The 24,034-nt window shown below is 49.1% G+C and carries 25 protein-coding genes; 1 reads left to right on the forward strand and 24 read right to left on the reverse strand.

What is annotated here, in order from left to right; all coding sequences use genetic code 11:
* Positions 1 to 143: 143 nt before the first annotated feature.
* From RBB45_RS19200 to nuoL, 4 genes are all read right to left on the reverse strand, one after another.
* Complete coding sequence (locus RBB45_RS19200; RefSeq protein WP_009792651.1) at positions 144 to 380, reverse strand: DUF1146 family protein; 237 nt, start codon at positions 378 to 380, stop codon at positions 144 to 146.
* 204 nt (positions 381 to 584) lie between these two features.
* Positions 585 to 2,099 carry an NADH-quinone oxidoreductase subunit NuoN gene (gene nuoN / locus RBB45_RS19205; protein WP_101548915.1) on the reverse strand — a complete coding sequence of 505 codons (1,515 nt, stop codon included), beginning with the start codon at positions 2,097 to 2,099 and terminating at the stop codon, positions 585 to 587.
* Between the two features lie 6 nt (positions 2,100 to 2,105).
* Positions 2,106 to 3,620, reverse strand: a complete 1,515-nt coding sequence (locus RBB45_RS19210) for a complex I subunit 4 family protein (protein WP_101548913.1) — start codon at positions 3,618 to 3,620, stop codon at positions 2,106 to 2,108.
* A complete protein-coding gene (nuoL, locus tag RBB45_RS19215; RefSeq protein WP_253619158.1) occupies positions 3,617 to 5,482 on the reverse strand; it encodes an NADH-quinone oxidoreductase subunit L in 1,866 nt (621 codons plus the stop codon). Before nuoL ends, RBB45_RS19210 begins: the two co-directional genes overlap by 4 nt.
* Between nuoL and RBB45_RS19220 the strand changes: the two genes are divergently transcribed.
* Positions 5,463 to 5,627, forward strand: a complete 165-nt coding sequence (locus RBB45_RS19220; protein ID WP_170939557.1) for a hypothetical protein — start codon at positions 5,463 to 5,465, stop codon at positions 5,625 to 5,627. The genes nuoL and RBB45_RS19220 overlap by 20 nt on opposite strands.
* Positions 5,628 to 5,630: 3 nt before the next feature.
* Here RBB45_RS19220 and nuoK read toward each other — a convergent pair whose 3' ends face one another.
* The 20 genes from nuoK to RBB45_RS19320 form a co-directional block, all read right to left on the reverse strand.
* Complete coding sequence (nuoK, locus tag RBB45_RS19225) at positions 5,631 to 5,945, reverse strand: NADH-quinone oxidoreductase subunit NuoK (RefSeq protein ID WP_009792646.1); 315 nt, start codon at positions 5,943 to 5,945, stop codon at positions 5,631 to 5,633.
* Positions 5,942 to 6,466: an NADH-quinone oxidoreductase subunit J gene (locus RBB45_RS19230; RefSeq protein WP_101548907.1), complete on the reverse strand. Its 525-nt coding sequence runs from the start codon at positions 6,464 to 6,466 to the stop codon at positions 5,942 to 5,944. Before RBB45_RS19230 ends, nuoK begins: the two co-directional genes overlap by 4 nt.
* Positions 6,463 to 6,882: an NADH-quinone oxidoreductase subunit NuoI gene (nuoI, locus tag RBB45_RS19235; RefSeq protein ID WP_009792644.1), complete on the reverse strand. Its 420-nt coding sequence runs from the start codon at positions 6,880 to 6,882 to the stop codon at positions 6,463 to 6,465. Before nuoI ends, RBB45_RS19230 begins: the two co-directional genes overlap by 4 nt.
* Before the next feature lie 68 nt (positions 6,883 to 6,950).
* The gene (nuoH, locus tag RBB45_RS19240) at positions 6,951 to 7,958 is read right to left on the reverse strand and encodes an NADH-quinone oxidoreductase subunit NuoH (RefSeq protein WP_306010204.1); all 1,008 of its coding nucleotides are present in this window, start codon (positions 7,956 to 7,958) and stop codon (positions 6,951 to 6,953) included.
* Entirely contained in the window at positions 7,958 to 9,058 is a 1,101-nt protein-coding gene (locus tag RBB45_RS19245) for an NADH-quinone oxidoreductase subunit D (RefSeq protein ID WP_306010205.1), read from the reverse strand. The genes nuoH and RBB45_RS19245 overlap by 1 nt, the downstream gene beginning before the upstream one ends.
* 3 nt (positions 9,059 to 9,061) lie before the next feature.
* Positions 9,062 to 10,471 (reverse strand): NADH-quinone oxidoreductase subunit C, encoded by a 1,410-nt coding sequence (locus RBB45_RS19250; protein WP_306010206.1) that lies wholly within the window; start codon positions 10,469 to 10,471, stop codon positions 9,062 to 9,064.
* Positions 10,472 to 10,475: 4 nt separating this feature from the next.
* On the reverse strand, positions 10,476 to 10,988 hold the full coding sequence (locus RBB45_RS19255; RefSeq protein WP_022544498.1) for a NuoB/complex I 20 kDa subunit family protein: 513 nt from the start codon (positions 10,986 to 10,988) through the stop codon (positions 10,476 to 10,478).
* Positions 10,979 to 11,353, reverse strand: coding sequence for an NADH-quinone oxidoreductase subunit A (locus tag RBB45_RS19260; RefSeq protein WP_022544499.1), 375 nt, complete (start codon positions 11,351 to 11,353; stop codon positions 10,979 to 10,981). Before RBB45_RS19260 ends, RBB45_RS19255 begins: the two co-directional genes overlap by 10 nt.
* 1,054 nt (positions 11,354 to 12,407) lie before the next feature.
* Positions 12,408 to 12,815: a F0F1 ATP synthase subunit epsilon gene (locus RBB45_RS19265; protein ID WP_009792638.1), complete on the reverse strand. Its 408-nt coding sequence runs from the start codon at positions 12,813 to 12,815 to the stop codon at positions 12,408 to 12,410.
* A 22-nt stretch (positions 12,816 to 12,837) separates the two neighbouring features.
* Complete coding sequence (gene atpD / locus RBB45_RS19270) at positions 12,838 to 14,259, reverse strand: F0F1 ATP synthase subunit beta (RefSeq protein ID WP_009792637.1); 1,422 nt, start codon at positions 14,257 to 14,259, stop codon at positions 12,838 to 12,840.
* A 172-nt stretch (positions 14,260 to 14,431) separates the two neighbouring features.
* Positions 14,432 to 15,292, reverse strand: coding sequence for a F0F1 ATP synthase subunit gamma (locus RBB45_RS19275; protein WP_009792636.1), 861 nt, complete (start codon positions 15,290 to 15,292; stop codon positions 14,432 to 14,434).
* Positions 15,293 to 15,447: 155 nt separating this feature from the next.
* On the reverse strand, positions 15,448 to 16,956 hold the full coding sequence (gene atpA / locus RBB45_RS19280) for a F0F1 ATP synthase subunit alpha (RefSeq protein WP_009792634.1): 1,509 nt from the start codon (positions 16,954 to 16,956) through the stop codon (positions 15,448 to 15,450).
* A 24-nt stretch (positions 16,957 to 16,980) separates the two neighbouring features.
* Positions 16,981 to 17,517, reverse strand: a complete 537-nt coding sequence (locus RBB45_RS19285; RefSeq protein ID WP_009792633.1) for a F0F1 ATP synthase subunit delta — start codon at positions 17,515 to 17,517, stop codon at positions 16,981 to 16,983.
* Positions 17,514 to 18,047, reverse strand: coding sequence for a F0F1 ATP synthase subunit B (gene atpF / locus RBB45_RS19290; RefSeq protein WP_009792632.1), 534 nt, complete (start codon positions 18,045 to 18,047; stop codon positions 17,514 to 17,516). Before atpF ends, RBB45_RS19285 begins: the two co-directional genes overlap by 4 nt.
* A 217-nt stretch (positions 18,048 to 18,264) precedes the next feature.
* Positions 18,265 to 18,477: a F0F1 ATP synthase subunit C gene (gene atpE / locus RBB45_RS19295; RefSeq protein ID WP_009792631.1), complete on the reverse strand. Its 213-nt coding sequence runs from the start codon at positions 18,475 to 18,477 to the stop codon at positions 18,265 to 18,267.
* Positions 18,478 to 18,553: 76 nt separating this feature from the next.
* A complete protein-coding gene (gene atpB, locus RBB45_RS19300) occupies positions 18,554 to 19,264 on the reverse strand; it encodes a F0F1 ATP synthase subunit A (RefSeq protein WP_009792630.1) in 711 nt (236 codons plus the stop codon).
* Positions 19,265 to 19,285: 21 nt separating this feature from the next.
* Complete coding sequence (locus RBB45_RS19305) at positions 19,286 to 19,660, reverse strand: ATP synthase subunit I (RefSeq protein WP_009792629.1); 375 nt, start codon at positions 19,658 to 19,660, stop codon at positions 19,286 to 19,288.
* A gap of 6 nt (positions 19,661 to 19,666) precedes the next feature.
* Positions 19,667 to 19,888, reverse strand: coding sequence for an AtpZ/AtpI family protein (locus RBB45_RS19310; RefSeq protein ID WP_022544500.1), 222 nt, complete (start codon positions 19,886 to 19,888; stop codon positions 19,667 to 19,669).
* A 327-nt stretch (positions 19,889 to 20,215) separates the two neighbouring features.
* Positions 20,216 to 22,456 (reverse strand): S8 family serine peptidase, encoded by a 2,241-nt coding sequence (locus RBB45_RS19315; RefSeq protein ID WP_306010207.1) that lies wholly within the window; start codon positions 22,454 to 22,456, stop codon positions 20,216 to 20,218.
* 534 nt (positions 22,457 to 22,990) lie between these two features.
* Complete coding sequence (locus RBB45_RS19320; RefSeq protein ID WP_306010208.1) at positions 22,991 to 23,497, reverse strand: nuclease-related domain-containing protein; 507 nt, start codon at positions 23,495 to 23,497, stop codon at positions 22,991 to 22,993.
* Between the last annotated feature and the right edge of the window lie 537 nt (positions 23,498 to 24,034).

Here is a 24,034-nt window from a genome sequence, read left to right on the forward strand (position 1 = left end):
TGACTTTTTTCACAAAAGTGCGCATATGTATTTGCAGCAAGAAAGCTGCTGACATACAAAAAAGATTTTACTAAGATTCCTGCTGGAATGGAACATGCATGAAGACCTATATTTCACATTTTTCTGCTGCCAAAACCTGCTTTTTATTGAAGAATGAGCGGCAGCTGCTGAGACCATAGCAGATAGTCGAGAAAAAAATTGCTGACAATCGATCCAATGACGATGGAAAGCATGACGAACAGCACTCTTGCCTGGAACACATGGTGGGCTCTCAGAAACTTTTCATAGTTGACTGACTGCAGTGCCCACCAGGCAATCGCGATGAAAAACAAGTGTGAGATGATGCTTAGTAATGCCTGCTGGCCGAAGCCTGAAATCATTTGGCAATCCCCCTAGAACTTTTCAGTACTTAGATTGTAGCACCAATTGCCATGCAAATAAATCGGCTGGCGCACATTGCTTCCCGAAATGCAGGCGAAGCGGATGCCTCCTTTCATTTGACGTAAGCTCCCCTGCAAAGGTTTCACACTTTTATAGAAAAAATAAAAAGGAGGCTGGCGCTTTTCACCAGCCTCCTTTTCTTCTCATTGAAGAAAATCAGCAAATTGATTGAAGTTGCTTTGCAGAAAATCAATGGCCAGATTCGGCAGGATCCCAAACACAATGACCGCACAGGCGCAGAAGCCGATGACAATGGATACAGAAGCAGGCTGGGCCGGTTTCTCCCGATCAGCTGCTGGCCTGAAGAACATCTGCGTAAGGATTCCAAAATAATAATAGTAAGAGACAACCGTTGCGGCAACCATGATCGACACGAGCACATAGTGAGCCGGCTCTGTCATAAGGGCGCCTGTGATGATATTGAGCTTCCCGATAAAACCTGCGGTCCCCGGGATGCCTGCTAAAGAGAGGATGAATATCCCCATCGCAGCAGCAAGCAAAGGCGACCTTTTATACAGGCCGGAAAAAATGCTGATGTCTTCTGATCCTGCTTTTTCAGAAACAGCCTGGATGACCGCAAAAGCCCCGAGGCTCATCAGCAGATACGCACCCAGATAGAACCACAGCGAGTCGAACATAAATACCGATGCAGCCGAGATCGCAACAAATATATAGCCTGCATGGGCAATGCTTGAGTAGGCAAACAGCCGCTTGATATTCCGCTGCCTCAGGGCAATCACATTTCCAACGATCATCGTGGCCCCTGCCAGGAAGGCCATATAATCCTGGACCTTGATGATGAGCGGCAGCGAGCCCGGCCCTTCAGACGGTGCTGATAAGGCTATGACGAGCACCACACGTGCGATCAGTACAAATCCTGCTGTTTTTGAAACCACACTCAGGAAAGCAGTGACCGGAAGCGGTGATCCCTGATACACGTCCGGTGCCCACATATGAAAAGGCACAGACGCTATCTTGAAAGCGAGCCCAGTCAAAATCATGAAAAAGGCCAGGCCAACAAGGTACAGATACTGTGATTCCGTGATGGATGAGAGTGCCACTCCGATTTCCTTCAGATTAGTCGTGCCGGCAATTCCGTACAAATAGCTCATCCCAAACAGAGTGATTGCAGTGGAAATCCCACCATTGATGACATACTTCATGGCTGATTCATTGGACTGCAGATTCCTTTTCTGCATGCCGGCCAGAATATAGGAAGAAATCGACAGCAGCTCAAGCCCTGTGAAAAGGGTGATCAGGTCACCGCTTGAAGACATCATCATCGCACCAAGAAGCGCCGTCAGAAAGAGATAGTAAAACTCTCCCCTGTATTCCTCCAGTCCCTCTTTCCCTCTATATCCGAGAGCGAGCAGCATTACAAAAGCGGAGCCGATCAGGAGCAGCAGCTTGAATGCCTTGGCAAACGAATCGAGGCGGAAGGTGTCAGAAAGGATTGATTCCGTCCCGCTTCCCAGCAGAGCAAGAAGGGAAGCCAGTGCACCAAGGATGCCGGCTAAGGCAAGCCAGCCAAGGATCTGCCTGCTTTTCTTAGAGGGCATGAACAGATCAATCAGGGTTAGGATGGCTGTGCTGCCAAGGATGATGAATTCCGGTGTCATCAAGAGCCAATTATATGAAAGCAATGTTTCCAGGTCCATCGTTCATCACCCTCCCATTCCTGGCAAAATCGTTTCCAGCACCGGCTGGAGCGGTGCGCTGATGGCGAGCGGATACACGCCGATCAGGACAATGGCCCCAATCAGGAGCACCGCCGGCATCATTTCCAACGCTTTTAGGTCCGTAACATTCCCATAGTCGGACCTCGCTTCCCCGAACGTCACTCCAAGGACAGCCCTCAGAAGATAGACAGCTGTCAGAATGATGCCCAGTGCGGCAACAGCAGCTACCGCTGGCCGGTTTTCAAAGAGGCCGAGAAAGGCCATGAATTCACTGATAAATCCAGACATGCCGGGCATGCCGAGCGAAGCCATCGCACCGGCGAGCAGGAAGCCGGCCGCAAGCGGCATCTGCCGGGAAAGCCCGCCAAGCTTCTTGATGGAAGAGGTCCCGACCCGCTCATATAAAGCACCGACAAGATAGAACAAAAGCGCAGAAATAAGTCCGTGAGACACTACTTGAAAAATGGCCCCCTGTACGCCCGCTTCATTTAATGCGCCTAATCCGATTAAGACGATCCCCATATGGGAAATGGAAGAATAGGCAAGCACTTTCCTGAAATCATCCTGGATGAAAGCAAGGAATGCCCCATACAGGAGATTGACTGCACCCAGTATGCTAATCAGCAGGCCGAGCTGCTGGAATTGCTCCGGAAAAAATCCGAGGCCAAAGCGGATGAGGCCGAATGCCCCGATTTTCAAGAGGATGCCGGCATGCAGCATCACAACCGAGGCCGGCGCCTCAGCATGGACACGGACCATCCAGCTGTGAAGCGGAAAAATCGGCAGCTTGACGCCAAATGCAATCAGGAGGGCAATGAACAGCCCCAGCTTCAGCTCCTCAGAGAAAGGCGAAATGGCCTGTGCTCCTCCCTGCATGATGATTTGAAGCTCTTCCATATTGGCCGTTCCGGTTCTGGCAAATAAAACAATGAACACAATCAGCAGGATGGCTGAGCCTAGGCCATTGTAGATCAGAAAGCTGAAGGCAGCTTTTTCTTTTTCAAACAATCCCCACTTTCCGATCAGAAAGAACATCGGGATGAGCGTTATCTCAAAAAACAGGAAGAATAAGAACAGATTTTCTGCGGCGAAAACGCCAAGCATCCCCGTTTCCAGCAGAAGGAAAAGCATAAAATAACCTTTCCATTCTTTAGTGATCCGGAACGATGCAGCCGCAGCAAGCAAAGCAAGGAAGCTGGTGAGCAGGATCATGATCATTGAGAAACCATCGGCCCCGAGTTCATAGCTGATTTTAAAATAATCGCCAACGAGATCAGGATGGCCAAACTGGATCCAGTCTGCCCTTTCATCCATCTCTTCGAGCCCTGCTCCTGAATGGTATATAAAATAGGCAGCGAGGGCGAGTATGGCAGCCGGCAATGCTGCGGCCAAGCCTATCCACTTTATCGCCCTTTCTTTGGCTTTTGGCACAAATAGGAGCACAAGCAGCCCTGCTAACGGGGAGAATACCAGCACAGATAGATAATAAGGAAATGTCATTTAAAGAACCCCCCTGTCAAAGCAAATACAGCTGTCAGGATGGCAAGGCCAATAAAGGCGGCCGCCCCATATGTCTGTACCTGTCCATCCTGGAGCCTGGAGCCTGCTTTTCCAAGGCTCTGCACCGCAGAACCGATTCCCTTTACGGCTCCTTCTACAATGAAAGCTTCAATATAATGAAGGAAAAGACTGAACACCTTCATTCCCTGTACAATGCTGAGCCGGTAAAATTCGTCCACATAAAATTTGTTCAGCAGGATGCTGTGGGCAGAAGGCATATAGCTGCTGAGCCAGGTGCGCGATACCGTCCTCCTGCCGTACATCAGCCAGGCAAGAAGGATGCCGGCAAGTGAAACCGCAGTCGCTGCAATCATGATCCAGACAGGCGCCTCAATATGGCCATGCCCTAACAAATCATTGCCCTCTGCCAGCCAGTCGCCCAGGAAGGTACCGAACCAAGGGGTATTCACATAGCCTGCAATAATAGCCAGTACTCCCAGCACTAACATCGGGAAGGTCATCATACCCGGTGATTCATGAACACTATCTGTTTTTGTACGCGGTTCTCCGGCAAAAACCATGAAGAACAGCCTGAACATATAGAAAGCGGTAAAAAAGGCGGCAAGCAGTGCGAGCCAGAACAGGACCGTATTTCCGTGCACCCAGGCAGACGCCAGTATCTCATCTTTGCTGAAGAAGCCTGAAAAAAGCGGAACCCCGCTGATGGAAAGCGTCCCGATCAAAAATAGCGGACCAGTCAGCTTCATTTTTTTCCATAAGCCGCCCATTCTCTCGATATCCTGTGTATGGACTGCATGGATGACGCTCCCTGCCGCAAGGAAAAGAAGCGCTTTGAAAAAGGCATGTGTCATCAGGTGGAACACCCCGGCCGTGTAGCCGGCCGAGCCGAGGGCAAGCATCATATAGCCGAGCTGGCTGACTGTCGAATAAGCGAGCACCCTTTTAATATCCGTCTGGACAAGACCGATGAGGGCGGCAAATACCGCCGTCCCTCCCCCAATGGCTGCGACGGTGAATAATGCTGTTTCACTGGCTGCAAATAGAGGGAAAAGCGCAGCAACCAGATACACACCCGCTGCCACCATTGTTGCAGCGTGGATGAGTGCAGAAACCGGGGTCGGCCCCTCCATCGCATCGGGAAGCCATGTATGGAGCGGGAATTGTCCTGATTTTCCTACTGCTCCGATAAAGATAAGGATCGCTGTCAGCGTGATCATCCCTTCAGAGATGGCACCTTCCGCGACAGCAGCAAAAATCTCGTCGTACTCAAAGCTTCCTGTCTGCCAGAAAAGCAATATAAGTCCGATCAGGAGGCCGACATCGCCGATCCTTGTCATGATGAAGGCTTTCTTGGCAGCCTGCTTTGCTTCATTTTTGTAAAAATAGAAGCCGATCAGCAGAAAGGAGCCGAGACCAACAAGCTCCCAGAAAATATAGGTCTGCAGGAGGTTGGGCGAGAGGACCAGGCCAAGCATGGCAAAGGTGAAAAGCCCAAGGTACGCGTAAAAGATATGGAACCTCCCGTCCCCGTGCATATACCCTTTTGAATACATATGTACAAGAAAACTTACCAGAGACACAATGATCAGCATTAATGCGTTCAATTGATTGACTTCATACCCCGCTGTGATCTGCAGTCCGCCGATCTTGAGCCAGATTCCTTCCGCCTTGAAACTCGGGGAGGCAAATCTGTCAATCAGGACGAACAGGGATAACACAAAGGAGGCAAGGCTTAAGATCATCCCGATATAGGCGCTCGCTTCCTTGAGCCTCCTGCCGAAAAGCAGGAGTATGACAAATGATAACAGCGGGAACAGCGGTATGATCCATGCACTTTCCATCAATATCACGATCCCCTTTTGCACACCGCAAGCCGGCGTGCTGGATGGAGGCCAGCAGCAGGCAGCAGTATCATTTTTTCTGCCGGGCACAGCCTCTTTCTATCTGCTTGTTCCGATCCAGCGGACATCCGCTGATTTTTCCTAAGAGCTAATGTTTCATCGTATCCATTTCATCGATGTTGACCGTCCTGCGGCTGCGGTAAAGAGAAATGAGGATGGCGAGGCCTACCGCCGCTTCCGCTGCAGCAACAGCTATGGCAAATAAGGCGAATACCTGTCCTGTGATTGACGGGACCATCCCATATTTGCTGAACGCGACAAGATTGATATTGACCGCATTCAGCATCAGCTCAATGGAAATGAGGACGATGACGGTATTCCGTTTCGTAAGGGCCCCGTATAGTCCGATGCAAAATAAGATGAGTGCCAGCGCGAGATAAGCTGAAACAGGTACACCTGTCATCTTCCATCCTCCTCCGTTTCCTCATCATCCTTCCTCGACAGGACAATGGCCCCGACTAAAGCGACCAGGAGCACCACTGATGTCAGTTCAAACGGAATGACAAATTCGGAGAATAAGCTGATCCCGATTTGCTCTGTATTGTTTTCATGAAGCAGCACCTCCTGCTCTGGAAAATCCAGGTTGTAGATGCCGATATACACACTGAAGGCAAAGGCCAGGATCGCCAGAAATAATAGAATCCTGCGCAGTCGGCCGGCTTTCTGCCCGCTCTCGTCATGATGGCGGGTAAGCATGATGCCAAACAGCATAATGATCGTGATGGCACCCGAGTAGATCAGCACCTGGACAACGGCAATGAATTCAGCAGACAAAAGGATATAAATGCCCGCTATGCTGATAAAAGTAAAGACAAGCGCGACCACCATATGGACCACTTTTTCAAGGTTGATCAGCAGGATCCCCCCTGTCACTGCAGCGATGGCCAGCCCCAAAAAGGCAAGCAGCTCTCCTGAAAATGTCATGCTTTATTCACCTGCCGTATGTTTTCATCATTTTCATCAAGCCATTCAAGGTTTTTGAACAGCTCATCCCGGCTGTATTCTGCCAGCTCGAAGTTATTGGTCATGATGATTGCCTCGGTCGGGCATACCTCTGTACACAGGTCGCATAAAATGCAGATCTCGAAATTGATGTCATAGGTGTCAATGATTTTCCCTTTTTTTGCAGGGTCAGGATGCTTCTTGCCTGTCAGCTGGATGCAGTCTGTCGGGCAGATATTGGCGCACTGATTGCAGACGATGCATTTTTCCGGATAGAATTTCTGGATGCCCCTGAACCGATCCGGAAGCGGCAGCGGCTCTTTCGGATAATTATAGGTGACTTTTTTTCTTGCCAGATTACTAAGGGTATATTTGAGTCCCTTTGCCAGTCCCAGCATGCTTTTTCACCCTTTCTATCAGTCTGGAATATAAGCGGCATTCCCGGCATCTGCGCCGGGCTGCATGTTTAGAAGAATCTGATCAGCTCTTTAATGATCGCGGTCAGGAAGATATTTGCCAGGGCAGCCGGCAGCAGCACCTTCCAGCCGAACTCCATCAGCTGATCGGCGCGTATGCGGGGGAAGGTGACCCTGAACCAGATGAGCAGGAAGACAACCAGGCTGAACTTAAGTGCAAACCAGACTGCTCCGGGAATGAAGCCAAGGAATGGCAGCGGGAGCCAGCCTCCGAGAAACAGCACCGTGGTCAGGGAAGCCATTGCGAAAAAATACACATATTCCGCGAGCATGAAAAATGCCCATCGAAACCCTGAATATTCCACATGGAAGCCGGCAACAAGCTCCGATTCCGCTTCCGGGAGATCAAAAGGCGCCCGGTTCAGCTCTGCTACTGATGCGATGATGAAGATGATGAACGCCACCGGCTGCCAGATGATGAACCAGCCGCCCCGCTGAGCCTCGACTATTTCATTGAGATTCAGGCTCCCTGTCAGGAGTACGATACCGAGCACAGACATGACGAGGGGGATTTCATAGGAAATCATCTGTGCGGCCGCCCTCATGCCGCCGAGGAGCGCGTATTTATTATTGGATGCCCATCCCCCGGTCACAATCCCGATGGTCGTCAAACCGGAGATGGCAATATAGTAGAGCAGCCCGACGCCAATGTCGGCGAACTGGAATTTATCCGTGAACGGGATGACCGCCAGGACCATAAAGGCCGGCGTGAAGGCAATGACCGGTGCCAGGATGAACAGCGGCCGGTCGGCCAGCTTCGGGATGTTGTCCTCTTTTATCAGCAGCTTCAGCACGTCAGCCACTGTCTGCAGCAGGCCCCACCGCCCGCCGACCTGGTTCGGTCCCTGCCTGAGCTGCATAAAGCCCATTACTTTCCGTTCGGCCAGGATGGCATAGGTGACAAAACCTAGCACTACGAGCAAAAGGACCGCAGCGAGCGCGAAAAAGATGCCAAAGTTCAGAAGGCCAGGTTCTGAACGGAGCAGTTCATTGACCATCAGCCGTCCACCTCCCCTAGTACAATATCAATCGCTCCTAAAATAGCAATCAGATTTGCGATATTCTCCCCCTCCAGGAGCTTGGGAAGAATCTGCAGATTATAGAAGGATGGCCTTCTGAATTTCATGCGGTACGGCTCTTTTTTCCCGTTGCTGGCAATATAGCAGCCGATCTCGCCGCGCGGAGATTCAATCCTTACGAAGGCTTCACCCTTCGGCGCTTTGATGATTTTCGGAACCTTTGCTATGAAGTCCCCAGCCTGAGGAAATTGCTCTGCGGCCTGCTCCAGTATTTTAAGAGACTCTTCTATTTCTTCTAGGCGGCAATGATAGCGGGCCCAGGCATCCCCGCCTTCCCGGACAGGCACATCGAATTGGAAGCGGTCATAGATGGAGTATGGTTCATCCTTGCGGAGATCCCATTTGACGCCTGTACACCTAAGATTGGCGCCGCTCAGCGAATAGCTGAGGGCTTCCTCTTTCGTGTAGGTGCCCACTCCTTTTACACGGTTCATGAAAATTTCATTTCCTGTGACAAGATCGTGATAGCCTTTCAGCTGCTCCCTCATGTAAGGGACAAATTCTTTGACCTTCTTGATCCAGCCTTCCGGGGCATCCCATTTAACGCCTCCGACACGCATATAGTTAAAGGTCAGCCTGGCACCGCACAGCTCGTTGAGCATATTGATGATCATTTCCCGTTCGCGGAAGGCATACAGAAACGGGCTTACCGCCCCGATATCGAGCAGATAGGTTCCCCACCATACGAGATGGCTTGCAATCCTGCCGAGCTCCATCGAGATCACGCGAAGGTATTCGGCCCGCTCCGGGATTTCGATGTTCATCATCGTTTCCACTGCATGGACAATCACATAGTTATTCGTCATGGCAGCAAGATAGTCCATCCTGTCTGTATAAGGGATGATTTGTGTATACTGAAGATTTTCTGCCAGCTTTTCTGTACCTCTGTGCAGGTAGCCGATGACAGGCTTCGCTTCTTTAATGATTTCTCCGTCTATTTTGAGGACGAGCCTGAAAACACCGTGTGTACTGGGGTGCTGCGGCCCGACATTCAGGAGCATTTCCTCTGTTCGCAGCATCGGCTACACCTCCACATCATAGGGTTCATAATCTTTTCGGAGCGGATGGCCGACCCATTCTTCCCCGAGCATGATCCGGTACAAGCCTGGATGACCCTTGAAGCTGATGCCGAGCAGGTCATATGCCTCGCACTCCGGCCAATTCGCCCCCGCCCATAAAGGAGCCAGCGATTCAATAGCAGGGTCTGAACGGTCTATCTTTGTTTTCAATGCCACCGTTTGGCGGTTTTTATAAGAATACAAATGTACATAGACCTCCATATGGGTTTCAAAGTCAGTACCGTGGAGCTCGGAAAGATAGTCAAAGCCCAGCTGCTCGTTATAGCGCAGGAACTCTGCAATCTTGAAATATGTATCCTGCCTTGCGACAAGAGTCGGAACATCCTTCGAAAGCCTATTAATATAGGAGTCTTCCAATACGTCCCCTCCGAGATGTTCTTCAATTACCTTGTTGTACAGATCAAGGAAAGGCTGGTTTACGGAAGGCTTCTGTTCTGCTTCAGGCTCTGCGGCCGGCTTTGCGCCTGAAGCAGATCTTGCTTTGGCTGCTGCTGCGGCTTTCGCCTTAGCCGCGGCAATCGCTTTTGCTTTTTCATCATCAGCGCCGGCTCCTGAAGCTTTCGCGGCAGCAGCGGCTTTTGCTTTGGCAGCTGCTGCTGCCTTTGCCTTAGCGGCTGCAATAGCTTTTGCCTTTTCGTCATCTGTACCAGACTCACCGGCTTGCTTTGCCATAGCTGCCGCTTTTGCCTTTGCCGCGGCGGCTGCCTTGGCTTTTGCAGCGGCTGCGGCTTTTTTCTTTGCAAGATCCTCGTCCCCTGCTGCTTCCCCTCCTGATTCCTGTTCCTTTGCTTTCATTTTGGCGAGGGCTGCGGCCTTTGCTTTGGCTGCTGCGGCGGCTTTCTTTTTCGCTAGGTCATCTCCTGCTAACTCTGCAGGGATGCCCTCTGCCTTGGCTGCCAGTTCTTTTGCTTTCATTTTTGCAAGGGCTGCGGCCATTGCTTTGGCTGCTGCGGCGGCTTTCTTTTTGGCAAGATCATCTTCCGGCTCATCTGGAGCAGAGGCCTCTGTCTGGGCTTCCTGTTCCTTGGCTTTCTTTTTAGCAAGGGCTGCGGCCTTCGCTTTGGCTGCTGCGGCTGCCTTTTTCTTCGCCAGGTCATCTTCTTGAGGTTCTTCTGGAGTTGGGGTCTCTGTATCGGCTTCCTGTTCCTTGGCTTTTCTTTTCGCTAAAGCTGCGGCTTTTGCCTCGGCTGCTGCGGCGGCTTTTTTCTTCGCCAGGTCTTCCTCTTGATTTGAAGCTTTTTTTAGGTCAGACTGTTCAGCTGCCCGCTTTTCTTCAAGCCGCTTTTTGGCGATTGCTTTGGCCTTTTCTGCTGCCTCTTTCTTCAGCTGCTCTTTATCCTTTTCATCGCCCATAAGCCTAGATCACCCGCTTCCCGGTCTTTGCTTCATATCGGATTTTTTCCTTCAGCTTGTTGATTCCGTAAATCAGGGCTGCCGGATTTGGCGGACAGCCCGGTATGTATACATCCACCGGAACAATCTGGTCAACGCCTTTTACAACTGAATAGGACTTTACATATGGCCCTCCTGCAGTTGCACATGAACCCATGGCAATGACCCATTTAGGCTCAGGCATCTGATCATACAGGCGGCGGACAATCGGAGCCATCTTCTTTGTGACGGTACCGGATACGATCATGACGTCCGATTGGCGCGGCGAGGTACGGAAAAATGAGCCGAACCGGTCCAGGTCATAGTGGGAGGAACCTACCCCCATCATTTCAATTGCACAGCAGGCGAGCCCGAAGGTCATAGGCCATAATGAGTTGCTTCTGGCCCAGGCTTTGATTTGTTCAAGGGTGGCCATAAATACGTTCCTCTGCAGTTCCTGCATTTCTTCTGGTGTGATATTCTCAAGCTTTAAGTCCATTTGAGCACCTTCTTCTTCCATGCGTAGATTAGTCCGATGACCAGCATGATGGTAAAAATGAGCATTTCAATCAGGGCAAATATTCCGAGTTTTTCATAGGCGACGGCCCAGGGGTATAAAAATACGGTTTCAACATCGAAGATGACAAACATGAGGGCAAAAATATAATAGCGGACATTGAACTGCACCCTTGAATCATGGAATGGTTCAATTCCGCTTTCATATGTGGTGTACTTTGCTTCTGACGGCTTGCTGGGGCGAAGGAGCTTTCCCATGAATAATGCGACCACTGGAAGCAGGACACCTAGACATAGAAATACGAAGACAATCAGATAGTTATTTTGGTATAAGTTCAGCAAATCCATGTCTTTTCCTCCCGAAACATATGAATTTTCAAAACTTTTAGAAATGTAATCGTTATCATTATAGCATCGTTGGTTTTTACTGTCGATAAAGCTTATGTATTATTTGGAAATATTAAGGTCCTTGTACATTTTACGCAGAATCGTTGGAGTTATGACCTAAGTTTTTGTGATATAGGGACTGATGGTTAGTAAAATAATAAAAATGGTTGTGGGTTAATTCTTAAGAAGAGTGGGTTTATGTTGGTAATGGGGCTGCTGATTTCCGCTGCAGGCACTTCGCTTTCCGTGGGGCGGCGCTGAGCCTCCTCACGCTTGCGCGTTGCGGGGTCTCAGCCCTGCCGCTATCTCCCACAGGAGTCTTCGTGCCTTCCACTCCAATCAACAGGTTTTTTTAATTTTAATGGATTTATGAAAAGATCACTGAGGAGCTACAAACTATTTACTTAAAAAACTCCGACAGGCACTTAAGATACGGTATAAACAATTTATGTCCTTGGTTTTCTATTGGTATGGGGCTGCTGATTTCCGTTGCAGGCACTTCGCTTTCCGTGGGGCGGCGCTGAGCCTCCTCACGCTTGCGCGTTGCGGGGTCTCAGCTCTGCCGCTATCTCCCACAGGAGTCTGCGTGCCTTCCACTGCAATCAACAGGGTTTTTTATGATATTTATGGATTCTTGACGAAAAAATAAACGGAGAAAATCCCTCTATTTTAAAAAATTCTCTAAAAATAGCTAAAATAAAGGGAGAAATTCCGGCTATCGACTCAAAAAACAGGTTAATGGGCAACTTCAGTCTTATTAACTGGAATTTCTCCGCTTATTTACACCCGACCGAGCCATGTTCAGCTGCATAACCGGAAAATCTCCGCTTATTTTTAAGCTTGGTGTCGCTTACTCAAGTAAGGATAAGACTTCCTTTTTTTTTAAAACCATTCTTTCACTATCCTGCCGCAAAGAATAAGACTTCTTCATCCGATACCCAAAAATGCAATTTACTCCTTGTTATCATTAAAAGCAACCAACAAAAAACCCCCGGCATTTACCGGAGGTTTTTAATTATATTCTTCTTTCAGCAACTGAAATACGGTTAACTGCCCTTTGGAGGGCTAGTTCGGCCCGTTTGGCGTCGATGTTGTCACGCTTTTGATCGGCGAGGCGCTGTTCGGCGCGCTGTTTGGCGCTTTTGGCACGCTCGATGTCAATTCCTTCTGATTGCTCAGCGGATTGCGCTAGGATCGTTACTTGATCCGGACGGACTTCGATGAAGCCGCCATTGACTGCCAAGAGTTCAGTATTTCCGCCATTCTTCAGGCGGACGGCTCCAATTTGCAGCGGTGCGACCATTGGAATATGTCCAGGCAGGATGCCAAGCTCGCCGCTTTGAGCTTTGGTGCTGACCATGTCCACATCTGATTCGTACACCGGGCCATCGGGAGTAACAACACTGACTTTGATCGTCTTCATTTTTTACCCTCCTGGTCCGAAATTAGACCTCTACGCCCATGCTTTTCGCATTTTCAAGCACGTCTTCGATCGTTCCGACAAGGCGGAAAGCATCTTCTGGAAGATGGTCGTATTTGCCTTCAAGAATTTCTTTGAAGCCTTTAACAGTTTCTTTAACCGGAACGTAAGAACCTTTCTGGCCAGTGAACTGCTCGGCAACGTGGAAGTTCTGTGATAGATAGAACTGGATACGGCGTGCACGGTGTACAACAAGCTTGTCTTCGTCAGAAAGCTCATCCATACCGAGGATCGCGATGATATCCTGAAGTTCTCTGTAACGCTGAAGCGTTGATTGAACCTGGCGCGCTACTGAGTAGTGTTCTTCTCCAACGATTTCCGGTGACAGGGCACGGGAAGTTGAAGCAAGAGGATCCACCGCAGGGTAGATACCCATCTCAGAAAGCTTACGCTCAAGGTTAGTCGTCGCATCCAAGTGAGCGAACGTTGTTGCTGGAGCCGGATCCGTATAGTCATCGGCTGGTACATAGATTGCCTGGATGGAAGTAACAGAACCTACGTTAGTAGATGTGATACGTTCCTGAAGGCGTCCCATTTCTGTTGCAAGGGTCGGCTGGTAACCTACCGCTGAAGGCATACGGCCTAACAGGGCGGAAACCTCAGAACCTGCCTGTGTGAAACGGAAGATGTTATCCATGAAGAAAAGAACGTCCTGTCCTTGGTCATCACGGAAGAATTCAGCCATTGTCAAACCTGTCAGGGCAACACGCATACGCGCTCCCGGCGGCTCGTTCATCTGGCCGAATACCATCGCCGTTTTCTTGATTACGCCTGAGTCGGTCATCTCGTGGTAAAGGTCATTACCTTCACGTGTACGCTCGCCGACACCGGCGAATACGGAGATACCGCCGTGCTCTTGGGCGATATTGTTGATCAATTCCTGGATCAGAACGGTTTTACCTACACCGGCACCACCGAATAGACCGATTTTACCACCTTTGATGTAAGGTGCAAGAAGGTCTACTACTTTAATTCCAGTTTCAAGGATTTCAACCTCAGTTGAAAGCTGCTCGAATTTAGGTGCTTCCCTGTGGATGGAGTCGCGACGGATGCCGGCTTGGAGTGCCGGATCAAGGTCGATTGTTTCACCAAGTACGTTGAATACACGTCCAAGAGTGATATCCCCAACTGGTACAGAGATAGGTGCACCAGTGTCAATAACTTCAGCACCACGGGTTAAGCCGTCAGTAGAAGCCATGGCAATAGTACGAACTGTATCATCACCTAAGTGAAGGGCAACTTCAAGGGTTAAGCTGATTGCAACTTCAGATTCGTTACGCGCAGGGACTGAGATTGTTAAAGCATTGTAGATTTGCGGAAGCTCGCCGCTGTCAAACTTTACGTCAACAACCGGACCCATGATTTGAAGAACGCGTCCTTTGTTCATCATTTTCCCTCCTAATATTTCAATTCAATAGAGGATTGCGCCTGGCATGATATCAGTCGGGCATCTCTATCTTGCTTGCCTGGCCTGTGCCGTAAGATGCAGATGCTATGGCGCCATCAGCAGTGAAGGCACCTAAGCAGCAGCTTCTATAAGCGTCCAGGACTGGCATTTATTATTCCAGCGCTGCCGCGCCGCCGACGATTTCGGTAATTTCCTGGGTAATGGCCGCCTGACGCGCACGGTTGTAGCTTAGGCTAAGCGAATTGATAAGCTCCTTCGCATTATCCGTCGCACTCTGCATCGCTGTCATACGGGCCGCGTGCTCACTGGCCTTGCTGTCCAGCAGCGCGCCATAGATCAGGCTTTCTGCATATTGCGGAAGGAGAACTTCCAGAATATCTTCTGCAGAAGGCTCGAATTCATAGGATGTAAGCTTTCCGCCGGAAGAAGAAATATCCGTCAGCGGGAGAAGCTTCTTCTCTGTTACATCCTGCTGAATTGCACTGACATAGTGGCTGTAGTAGATATATAGTTCATCAAATGTTTCGTCTGAAAACATGCCGACTGTTTTGCTGGCGATATCTTTGATCTCCGCAAAAGCAGGCTGGTCCGCAACTGCCACGATATCCAGGATGACGTTCATGCCGCGCTTCCTGAAGAAATCGCGCCCAATGCGGCCGATGGCGATGATTGCATACTCATCACTTGATTTATGGCGTTTTTGGATGGTCTGGTATACAGTCCGCAAAATATTGCTGTTGTATGCCCCGGCCAATCCGCGGTCGGAAGTGATGACCAGGTATCCTGTCTTTTTAACGGGACGGGATGTCAGCATTGGATGGGATACGTCAGTACTTCCCAGTGCGATGCTGGCAGTAACTTCCTGGATTTTTTCCATGTAGGGAACGAATGATTTAGCATTCATTTCTGCACGGTTCATTTTTGCCGCAGATACCATTTGCATGGCCTTTGTTATTTGGCTCGTCTTCTTTGTAGAAGTGATCCTATTTTTTATATCGCGCAATGATGCCACAGGTTCTCACCACCCTTTTCAAAGAATGTCAGGCTGAGAGCCTGCCCGCATAGGAGCAGCCCCGGCAGCCCTTCTATTGTCAGACCTTTAACAGCGATATCCATCCTCAAGGGAAAAAGCCTGAATCAGGCTTTTTCTGCTTGGGACTTGCGCTATTACTCGGTTACTGCGAAAGTCTTTTTGAAGCTGTTGATCGCAGAAGCCATATCATCGTCAGCAGGAAGCTCTTTCGTTGTAGCGATATGGTCTAACAAATCTTTCTTATTATGGTCAAGCCATGTAAGGAATTCAGCTTCGAAACGGCGGATGTCCTGGACAGGGATATCGTCTAGGAAGCCGCGTGTCAATGCATACAGGATGGCTACCTGCTTTTCAACCTTAAGCGGCTTGTTAAGATCCTGCTTCAGTACCTCAACTGTACGGGCACCGCGGTTAAGCTTCGCTTGTGTTGCTTTATCAAGGTCAGATCCGAACTGGGCGAATGCTTCCAGCTCACGGTATGATGCAAGGTCCAGACGCAGTGTACCGGATACCTTTTTCATGGCTTTGATCTGTGCAGATCCGCCGACGCGTGATACAGAAAGACCAGCGTTGATCGCAGGGCGTACGCCTGAGAAGAACAGGTCAGACTGAAGGAAGATTTGTCCGTCCGTGATGGAGATAACGTTAGTTGGAATGTATGCAGATACATCCCCTGCCTGTGTTTCAATGAAAGGAAGTGCAGTGATTGAACCTGCTCCCTTCGCATCGCTCAGCTTTGCAGCACGCTCAAGAAGGCGGCTGTGCAGGTAGAATACATCCCCTGGATATGCTTCACGTCCTGGAGGACGGCGCAATAATAGTGAAAGCTCACGGTAAGCAGCTGCTTGTTTTGTAAGATCATCATATACGACAAGAACGTGCTTGCCATTGTACATGAATTCTTCACCCATTGTTACACCTGCATAAGGAGCAAGGAACAATAATGGAGCAGGCTGTGATGCAGAAGCTGTCACAACGATTGTGTACTCTAATGCACCAGTCTTGCGGAGCGTTTCTACTGCATTACGTACAGTAGATTCTTTTTGTCCGATTGCTACATAGATACATACCATATCCTGGTCCTTCTGGTTCAGGATTGTATCGATGGCAACGGAAGTTTTACCAGTCTGGCGGTCACCGATGATAAGCTCACGCTGTCCGCGCCCGATTGGCACGAGGGCGTCGATCGCTTTGATACCAGTCTGCAGCGGCTCATGAACAGATTTACGGTCCATTACGCCTGGTGCAGGGCTTTCGATCGGACGTGTTACAGTTGTATTGATTGGCCCCATGCCATCAACAGGCTGTCCAAGCGGGTTGACTACGCGCCCGATCAGCTCAGGTCCTACAGGAACCTCCATGATGCGGCCCGTACGGCGGACCTCATCTCCCTCACGGATTTCAGTATATGGGCCAAGGATGATAATACCGACGTTATTTTCTTCAAGGTTTTGTGCCATACCCATAACGCCGTTTGAAAATTCAACAAGTTCTCCAGCCATGACATTGTCGAGGCCATGAGCACGGGCGATACCGTCACCGATCTGGATAACTGTACCTACATCACTCACTTGAATTTCCGACTGATAGTTTTCGATCTGCTTTTTTATCAGCGCACTGATTTCTTCAGCTTTGATGCTCATGAGTTTCACCCCTATCTATAAATCTCAGCTTAATAATTGACGTTCCAGGCGTTCCAGCTTGCCGCGCATGCTGCCGTCGAAAATCCTGTTTCCGATGCGGAGCTTGATGCCGCCGAGCAGGCCCGGGTCCACGATATTCTCGATGCGGAGGGACGTTTTTCCGACCCTTGATGCAAATGCAGCAGATAGCTCGCTGCTCTCAGCCTCTGTCAGCGGACGGACTGAGTAGACCTTTGCTTCCGCAATGCCCCTTGCGTCATTCGCAAGGCTGATGAATTCCTCCGCAAGATCAGAGAATTGATCTTCACGGTGGCGGTCAATCAATAGCATAAGTGTATTAAGTACTAAAGGATTAACAGACGCGAAGGCAGTTTTGATGATCCCTTTCTTCTCATCATTCTCGAGTTTCGGGGATTTCAGGACTGCATCCAGGCCCTTATTATTGTTTACGACATCTTTGACGATGCGAAGGTCTTCTTCCATTTGGCCAAGAAGCTGATGTTCATTCGCAAGCTGGAACAGAGCCAACGCATAGCGCTTTGCTACTGTAGAGCCGCTCATCGGTTTTCTCCTGCCTCTTGAATGTATTCATTGATCAGCTTTTCCTGGTCTGCTGCACTCAGTTCCTTCTCAATAACCTTGGAAGCAATAAGGACAGACAGTGAAGCAACCTGCTCGCGGATTGCGGCAACTGCTTTTTCTTTCTGCTGATCGATTTCCAGCTTAGCTGATTCTTTGACGCGCTCTGCTTCAGCACGCGCTGCGGCGATGATTTCCTCGCGCTGCACGTCGCCTTGCTTCTTCGCACCTTCGATCAGGTTCTGAGCGTCTGTGCGTGCTTCTTTCAGAAGGCTTCTCTGCTCTTCCAGAAGCTTATTTGCTTCAACACGGCTTTGTTCAGCCGCGCCGATTTCATTGGCAATATGCTCTTCACGCTGTTTCATGATGCCCATTAAAGGACCCCATGCAAATTTCTTGAGCAATGCCAACAAAATGATAAACATAGCCAGCTGGAATAAGATATCCCCGCCGTTGAATGCTGTATGTGCTGCGCCTTCTGCAGCGCCTAATACTAAATTGCTTGCTAACACCCTCGATTCACTCCCTTCAAGAGTCTTCCACTTTCCCTATCAACAAGTTAACGAATTTCATCATATGAATTCGGTTCTTTCAGATTCAAAAAGCCAGTTTGCATCCGCCTGCACAGGCTAAGCGGACCTCCAAGATTAAGGCGCATCCGCACCTGGGCATAAAGGAATGGCGAAGGGTCACATCCATGATCTTCGCCATTATGTGTACTGCTTATAATTATTGACCAATAACCATGAACGCGATAACAACTGCGATGATCGGCACGGCCTCAACTAACGCTACCCCGATGAACATAGTTGTTTGAAGCATTCCGCGAGCTTCCGGCTGACGGGCAATCCCCTCAACTGTACGTGATACGATAAGACCGTTACCAATACCGGCACCTAGTGCTGCCAAACCAATTGCAATTGCTGCTGCTAAAAGACCCATTATAAATTTCCTCCTTAGGATTGTATAAAATAATATAGTGTTTGAATGTTTTGTTCATAGAATGAACAGGTATATATTAATGGTCAGAGCTCACTTTATGGGAGAGATAAACCATTGTTAACATACAGAAAATAAATGCCTGGATCGCGCCGACAAATATTGAGAACCCTTGCCATGCAAGCATTGGTACAATCGCGGCCAGATGTCCGACCCACCCTGTTGCCAGGCTTCCGGCAATCAGTGTCAGCAGGATTTCACCCGCATAGATGTTACCATAAAGACGAAGGCCGAGTGTAAGCGTGTTGGCAAACTCCTCGATGATCTTGATCGGGAACATGAACCAGAATGGACGGAAAAATTCTTTTCCGTATTCCCCTACTCCCCGAAGCTTTACACCGTAATAGTGCGACAATCCAACCACCATAACTGCCAAAGTCAGCGTTACGGCAGGGTCTGCTGTAGGCGATTTCCACCATAATTGGTCATTGATGACCACGGAGAACGGAAGCCCCAGCATATTTGAAACAAAAACATACATAATAATGGTGATTCCAAGGATATGGAATCTTCCGCCATCTTTCCAGTCCATCGTACTGTTGATGATGTTTTTTACAAAATCCATGACCCATTCGAAAAAGTTCTGCATTCCGGTTGGTTTCATGGCGAGCGTACGAGTGGAAAGAACAGCGATGATGAAAACAATGGCACTGGCAACTGTAATCATCAACATGTTTGCCAAGTTGAAGTTCAAACCAAGAAATTCAACTATAGGTGCTTCATGATGCACAGTATTCACCTCTCTTCCCGGCTATTTACGTAAAACAAAAAGTTGAAGAAAATAATCTATCATAATGACAATATATGATGTCATTAATCCCAGAACTACGCTGATCAGGTGCACCTCATCCGGGTACTTCATGCTGATCATGACGGCAAGCACTGCCGTCGCCATCCTCGACAGCATCCCGAGAGACCGCATCCTTTGGCCATTCGCTGCCGCTTCCCCAAACTGGTCCGTCTTCCTTACCATCAGCCATAAATTGAACAGGCTCAGGCTTGTCCCCACTATCAGCCCCATAAAAATAGATTGATAAGAGGTGAACCCCCAGCCGAGAACATAGACTGACAGCAGTAGGAATATGTATTTGCGCTGCCGTATAAACATTGTTTTGAGGTCTGGCATAGGCTGTTAGTCTCCTGTAAAGAAACGTCTGACCAGGTGAAGCATGGCATAAGTCCCTGCGGCCAATCCTATAAGCAATCCGACTATCAGGAATAACGGCTCGGTTCCAATCACATCATCAAGCCATCTTCCAAGGAAGATGCCGATCAGGACGGAGCCTACTAATTGGGAAAGGATGGCGGACATTAAAGCCATGGCTTGAAACGGGTGGCGGTCTTTTCGACGCATGATAACGCATCCTCCACACTGGAAATGTATTCCTTTGACGTATTTATGTCTTGAGAATGCAGGGTTTCCTGCTAGTGAAAAGAGAATGGTGTTTGAATTGAGGTAAGTGTTTTCATTGTTGATATCATGCAGATTGCGGTTATTTTCTTCCGCATGAAATCTGTGAAAACCCTATCATTTTATACCCTTTGTAAGCATACAATAGGCATCTGTCAATGTCAATGCATTCGGAGTGAAAAAGTTCACAAACTCCAGTAACGGAAAAGTCTTTGTTCACACTATTTTCGAATTTTTTTTCGAATAATAACTTGCAATTGGAGCGAGGTATTATCTCGCTCCAATCGCACCCTCTTCCTCTTCTTTTCTTACCTCCAGATAGGCCTCAATCATATCCTGCCTGCCGGCTTTCCTTGCAAAGACCTGAGCAATGTAGACGCCGTCCGGAGGCAGATCATCGTTTGCTAATTCCTTGCGGATCTGGCCTTTGCCTGCTCCCCTCTTCCAGTCAAGGAACTGGACGAACCGGAGTGTATCAGGATCAAACAGCGCAATACCGAATTCTTCCGCTCCCCCGGGAAGGTAGACTTCATAGCGATAGCTCCCTCCATTGTCTCCCCTGCCAAAATCGAACCCCATGACACGCGGGTAATCCGGCTCTTCGAGGACATACAAATACGGGATGCCGACTTTCCTGCCTCCAGCGTTCAGGACAAGCCGCCCATCATGAATTTTCTGTTTGAATTCTTCCGGGTCTATTCTCATCTTGATAGCGACCTTCTTTTTCCCGCCGGGTTCAAGGCGAAAGGCGAGCGGCATCTCCCATTCAATCCCGCTTATGTTAGCAGGTACAGTGAATGAATACGATTCTGTTCGGCTGCCTGTATTTTTAACAGTCAGATACCGGACATGCTCATTCTCACGCCCGGCTATCTTGAACTTGCCAAACTGAAGTGAAGCAGGCGTCACTAAGGCAGGAGCCTTCACCGCGTCTTCGACCTGGATTCGGCCTGCCCCCTGTTCATAAGTCCTGTACAGCATGCCTTCTTCATTATAAAGAGGCAGAGCCGTATTCATGAGCGAGGCTTTGATTTCTTCCGGACTCCAATCAGGATGGGCCTGTTTAATCAGCGCACATGCACCTGCAACATGGGGGGAAGCCATACTTGTTCCCTGCAATGGCAAATACCCCCCGGGAACCGTACTGCTGATAGCCACACCCGGGGCAAGTACATCCGGCTTGATTTCCCAAGTATCGGTCACTGGTCCGCGTGAGCTGAAATCGGCAAGAATATCCTTTTCTTCTATTATATATGTCCGGGCCAGCACCGTTTCTTCCTGCAGACGCTTCTTCAGCTGGTCCCCATCCTGCTTAGAAAGCGACACAACCGGAAGCCCCGCATCCTCCTCAAGATTGCCCGCAAAGCTTCCGTCTGTATTATTGTAGATAATGACTGCGATCGCGCCTGCCTGCCTTGCATTTTTGGCTTTTTGTGAAAAAGTAAGGCCACCCCTCTGAATGAGGGCAATCTTCCCTTTTATGCCCTTAAGCTCTTCAGGATTTCCAAGCCCGCCTAACGCCAGCTCATAGGAGCGGTCTAAATTCCAGAGAGAAGAGCCTTGAAGGGGATTCAGTTTTACTTTCTTTCCGCTGCCGAAATCAAGATAGGGAATCTGGAGCATTGGCGTAGAGGCGCCGACGGATATCGCTTTAGAGGCAGTACCCGGCGAGCCGACTGTCCAGGTATTCGGTCCTGAGTTTCCAGACGAAGTGACAGCGGTAATGCCCTTATCGACTGCCTTATTCAAGGCCAGGCTAATGGGCAGGTCCGGGCCATTGACACTGTTGCCGAGCGATAGATTCAGGATGTCGACTTTATCCTTTATGGCCTGTTCAATGGCTGCAATCACCTGCTCTGTTGTACCCGCACCGCCTGGACCGAGCGCACGGTAGGCAATAATCTTTGCATCTGGCGCCACTCCCCTCATTTTGCCATTGGCTGCAATCACTCCTGCTACATGGGTACCGTGAAAAGTATCCTCTCCTGCCGTCCTCACCGTTTCCATCGGATCATCATCCTGGTCCACCAGGTCACGCCCTCCGGCGTAATTCCTCCGCAGGTCCGGATGATTATAATCAATTCCCGTATCAATCACACCGATTGTAACACCCTTCCCCGACAGCCGCTCCCCCTTTTCATCAAACAGCCCCCTGACTGTATGACTCCCAATCAGGCTGATGCCATCCTCACTTTCTGCCTGATAAGAGACCGCCTGGGATATGGTTTGGACTTCCTCTTCTTTGGCAAGCCGGTCCAGCGATTTGACCGGACCCTTTACTGAAAAACCGTTCAATGCCTCCTGGAAACTTTGCCTAAGAATTAAATCCGGGTACTGCCGGAGAAGGATATTCCGATCCTGTTCGGTTTGCCCTTCTTTCATCAGGACAATTGCCACACGCTCTGCATCCTCCGGTTCAGCCGGAAGCGGAGGGATTTGTAATGTCCTTGCATTCACATGAGGACTGAGCATAAGCGCAAACAGACTGATGATGAGGAAGATTTTTTTCATGGGAGGCTCCTTTCGGCATTTTTCCTTATGGTTTGTCTTGAAGGGCGGGAGTATTCAGGAGGTTTTCGAGGTCCTCCCAGTTTTCTTCCGAGGGGGAATGGTATAGGCGGTTTTTGGTGGTGCCGGAGGATTGGAGGTTGAGTGAAGACAGAAATTTATAAATATTCTTTTTGGAATCGTATAATAGGAAATTCCTGCATTGCTGGCTGGTAATGGAGTTTTCCAGCAATAGAAAATAGTCGAGAATAGCGCGGATGTGGGCATTTTTCGACTCGCCGGAGCACGCTTGGCAAATCCATCCGCCATACATTCGGGACATTGAATACTGCTCGCACCCAGGACATTGGATTCCGCGGATGATTTCTTCAGGCGAAATTTTATATGATTCCAGGATAGATGTAAAAAGTGGATCGTGGTTTTTCAGCAGTAATCTTTTCACTTTGTTCAGCTCTTTGCTGCTAAGAATTAGTGAAGGAGAGGAAAGTTCTAGTTTTTCCAGCTTGCCAGGCAGCTGTTCTGCATGGATCAAGGTTTTTAAATGTGTTCATTACCTGGGTTGGTTTTGATGATCGTGGAATTGGAACTGATGATGACCAGCAGCTCGATCGGCAGTTCTGGAAGTTTCATCTTCTCCATCCAACCTTGCAGCTGAACTTTATGCCGCTGGACTTGAAGCAGTGGATTGGAAAACCCGTCCTCCCCTTTGCTGGACTGTCTGATTACTTGCTGGGAGTGCTTTTCAAAAAATAGCGTGCCGGAAATGTTCTTGATTTCAGCTGCTGTGATAAATGAGGGAGCAAGTATGAGGGTATCTATCTGGAAAGGATGCTGATGCACTAAACGGAGGCCATGAAATATGAGATATTCATCCGGCAGGAAGGAGAGGTGGTAGTCTACATTCTTTTCTCCGCGGTATCCGGTGCGGCGCTTGATGAGGTCCTGTTCAATCAGGGGGATTTTCGGATGATTGGGCGGCAATCTTCTCAACAATGCCTCAAGCTGCCTGATTTTTAAAGGAACGACTCTTTTTTTGGCAATCATATGGGCATTCACCTCTTGGGATCGTATAGTTTTGAGAATGTATTCGTGTTTCTGAGGCATAAATCCTCCTCCAGGTGGTAAAATCTTCTCTGAATCTCCGAACACCATTAATGATTATTCCCATTTTTTAAGTGATTCGCCCTACTATTCCATTTATTCGCCCCAGATCTGCGGTGATTCCACCCACTTTCCGGTTTAATATTTCCATCTTGCATTTATCGCCAAAAACCATATGCCATTTTAAGTGATTCGCCCTACTTTCTTATTTATTCGCCCCAGATTTGCGGTGATTCCACCCACTTTCGGGTTAATTTTTCCACCTTACATTTATCGCCAAAAACCACATGCCATTTTAAGTGATTCGCCCTACTTTCTTATTTATTCGCCCCAGATCTGCGGTGATTCCACCCACTTTCCGGTTTAATTTTTCCGCATTACATTTACCGCTAACAAAACAACTATCGAGTAGGAGGCACGTCACCGTGCCGACCTCTCACAGCACCGTACGTACCGTTCGGTATACGGCGCCTCGAAAGT

The sequence above is a fragment of the Bacillus sp. MMSF_3328 genome, assembly GCF_030733525.1.
Lineage (GTDB): Bacteria > Bacillota > Bacilli > Bacillales > Cytobacillaceae > Bacillus_AB > Bacillus_AB infantis.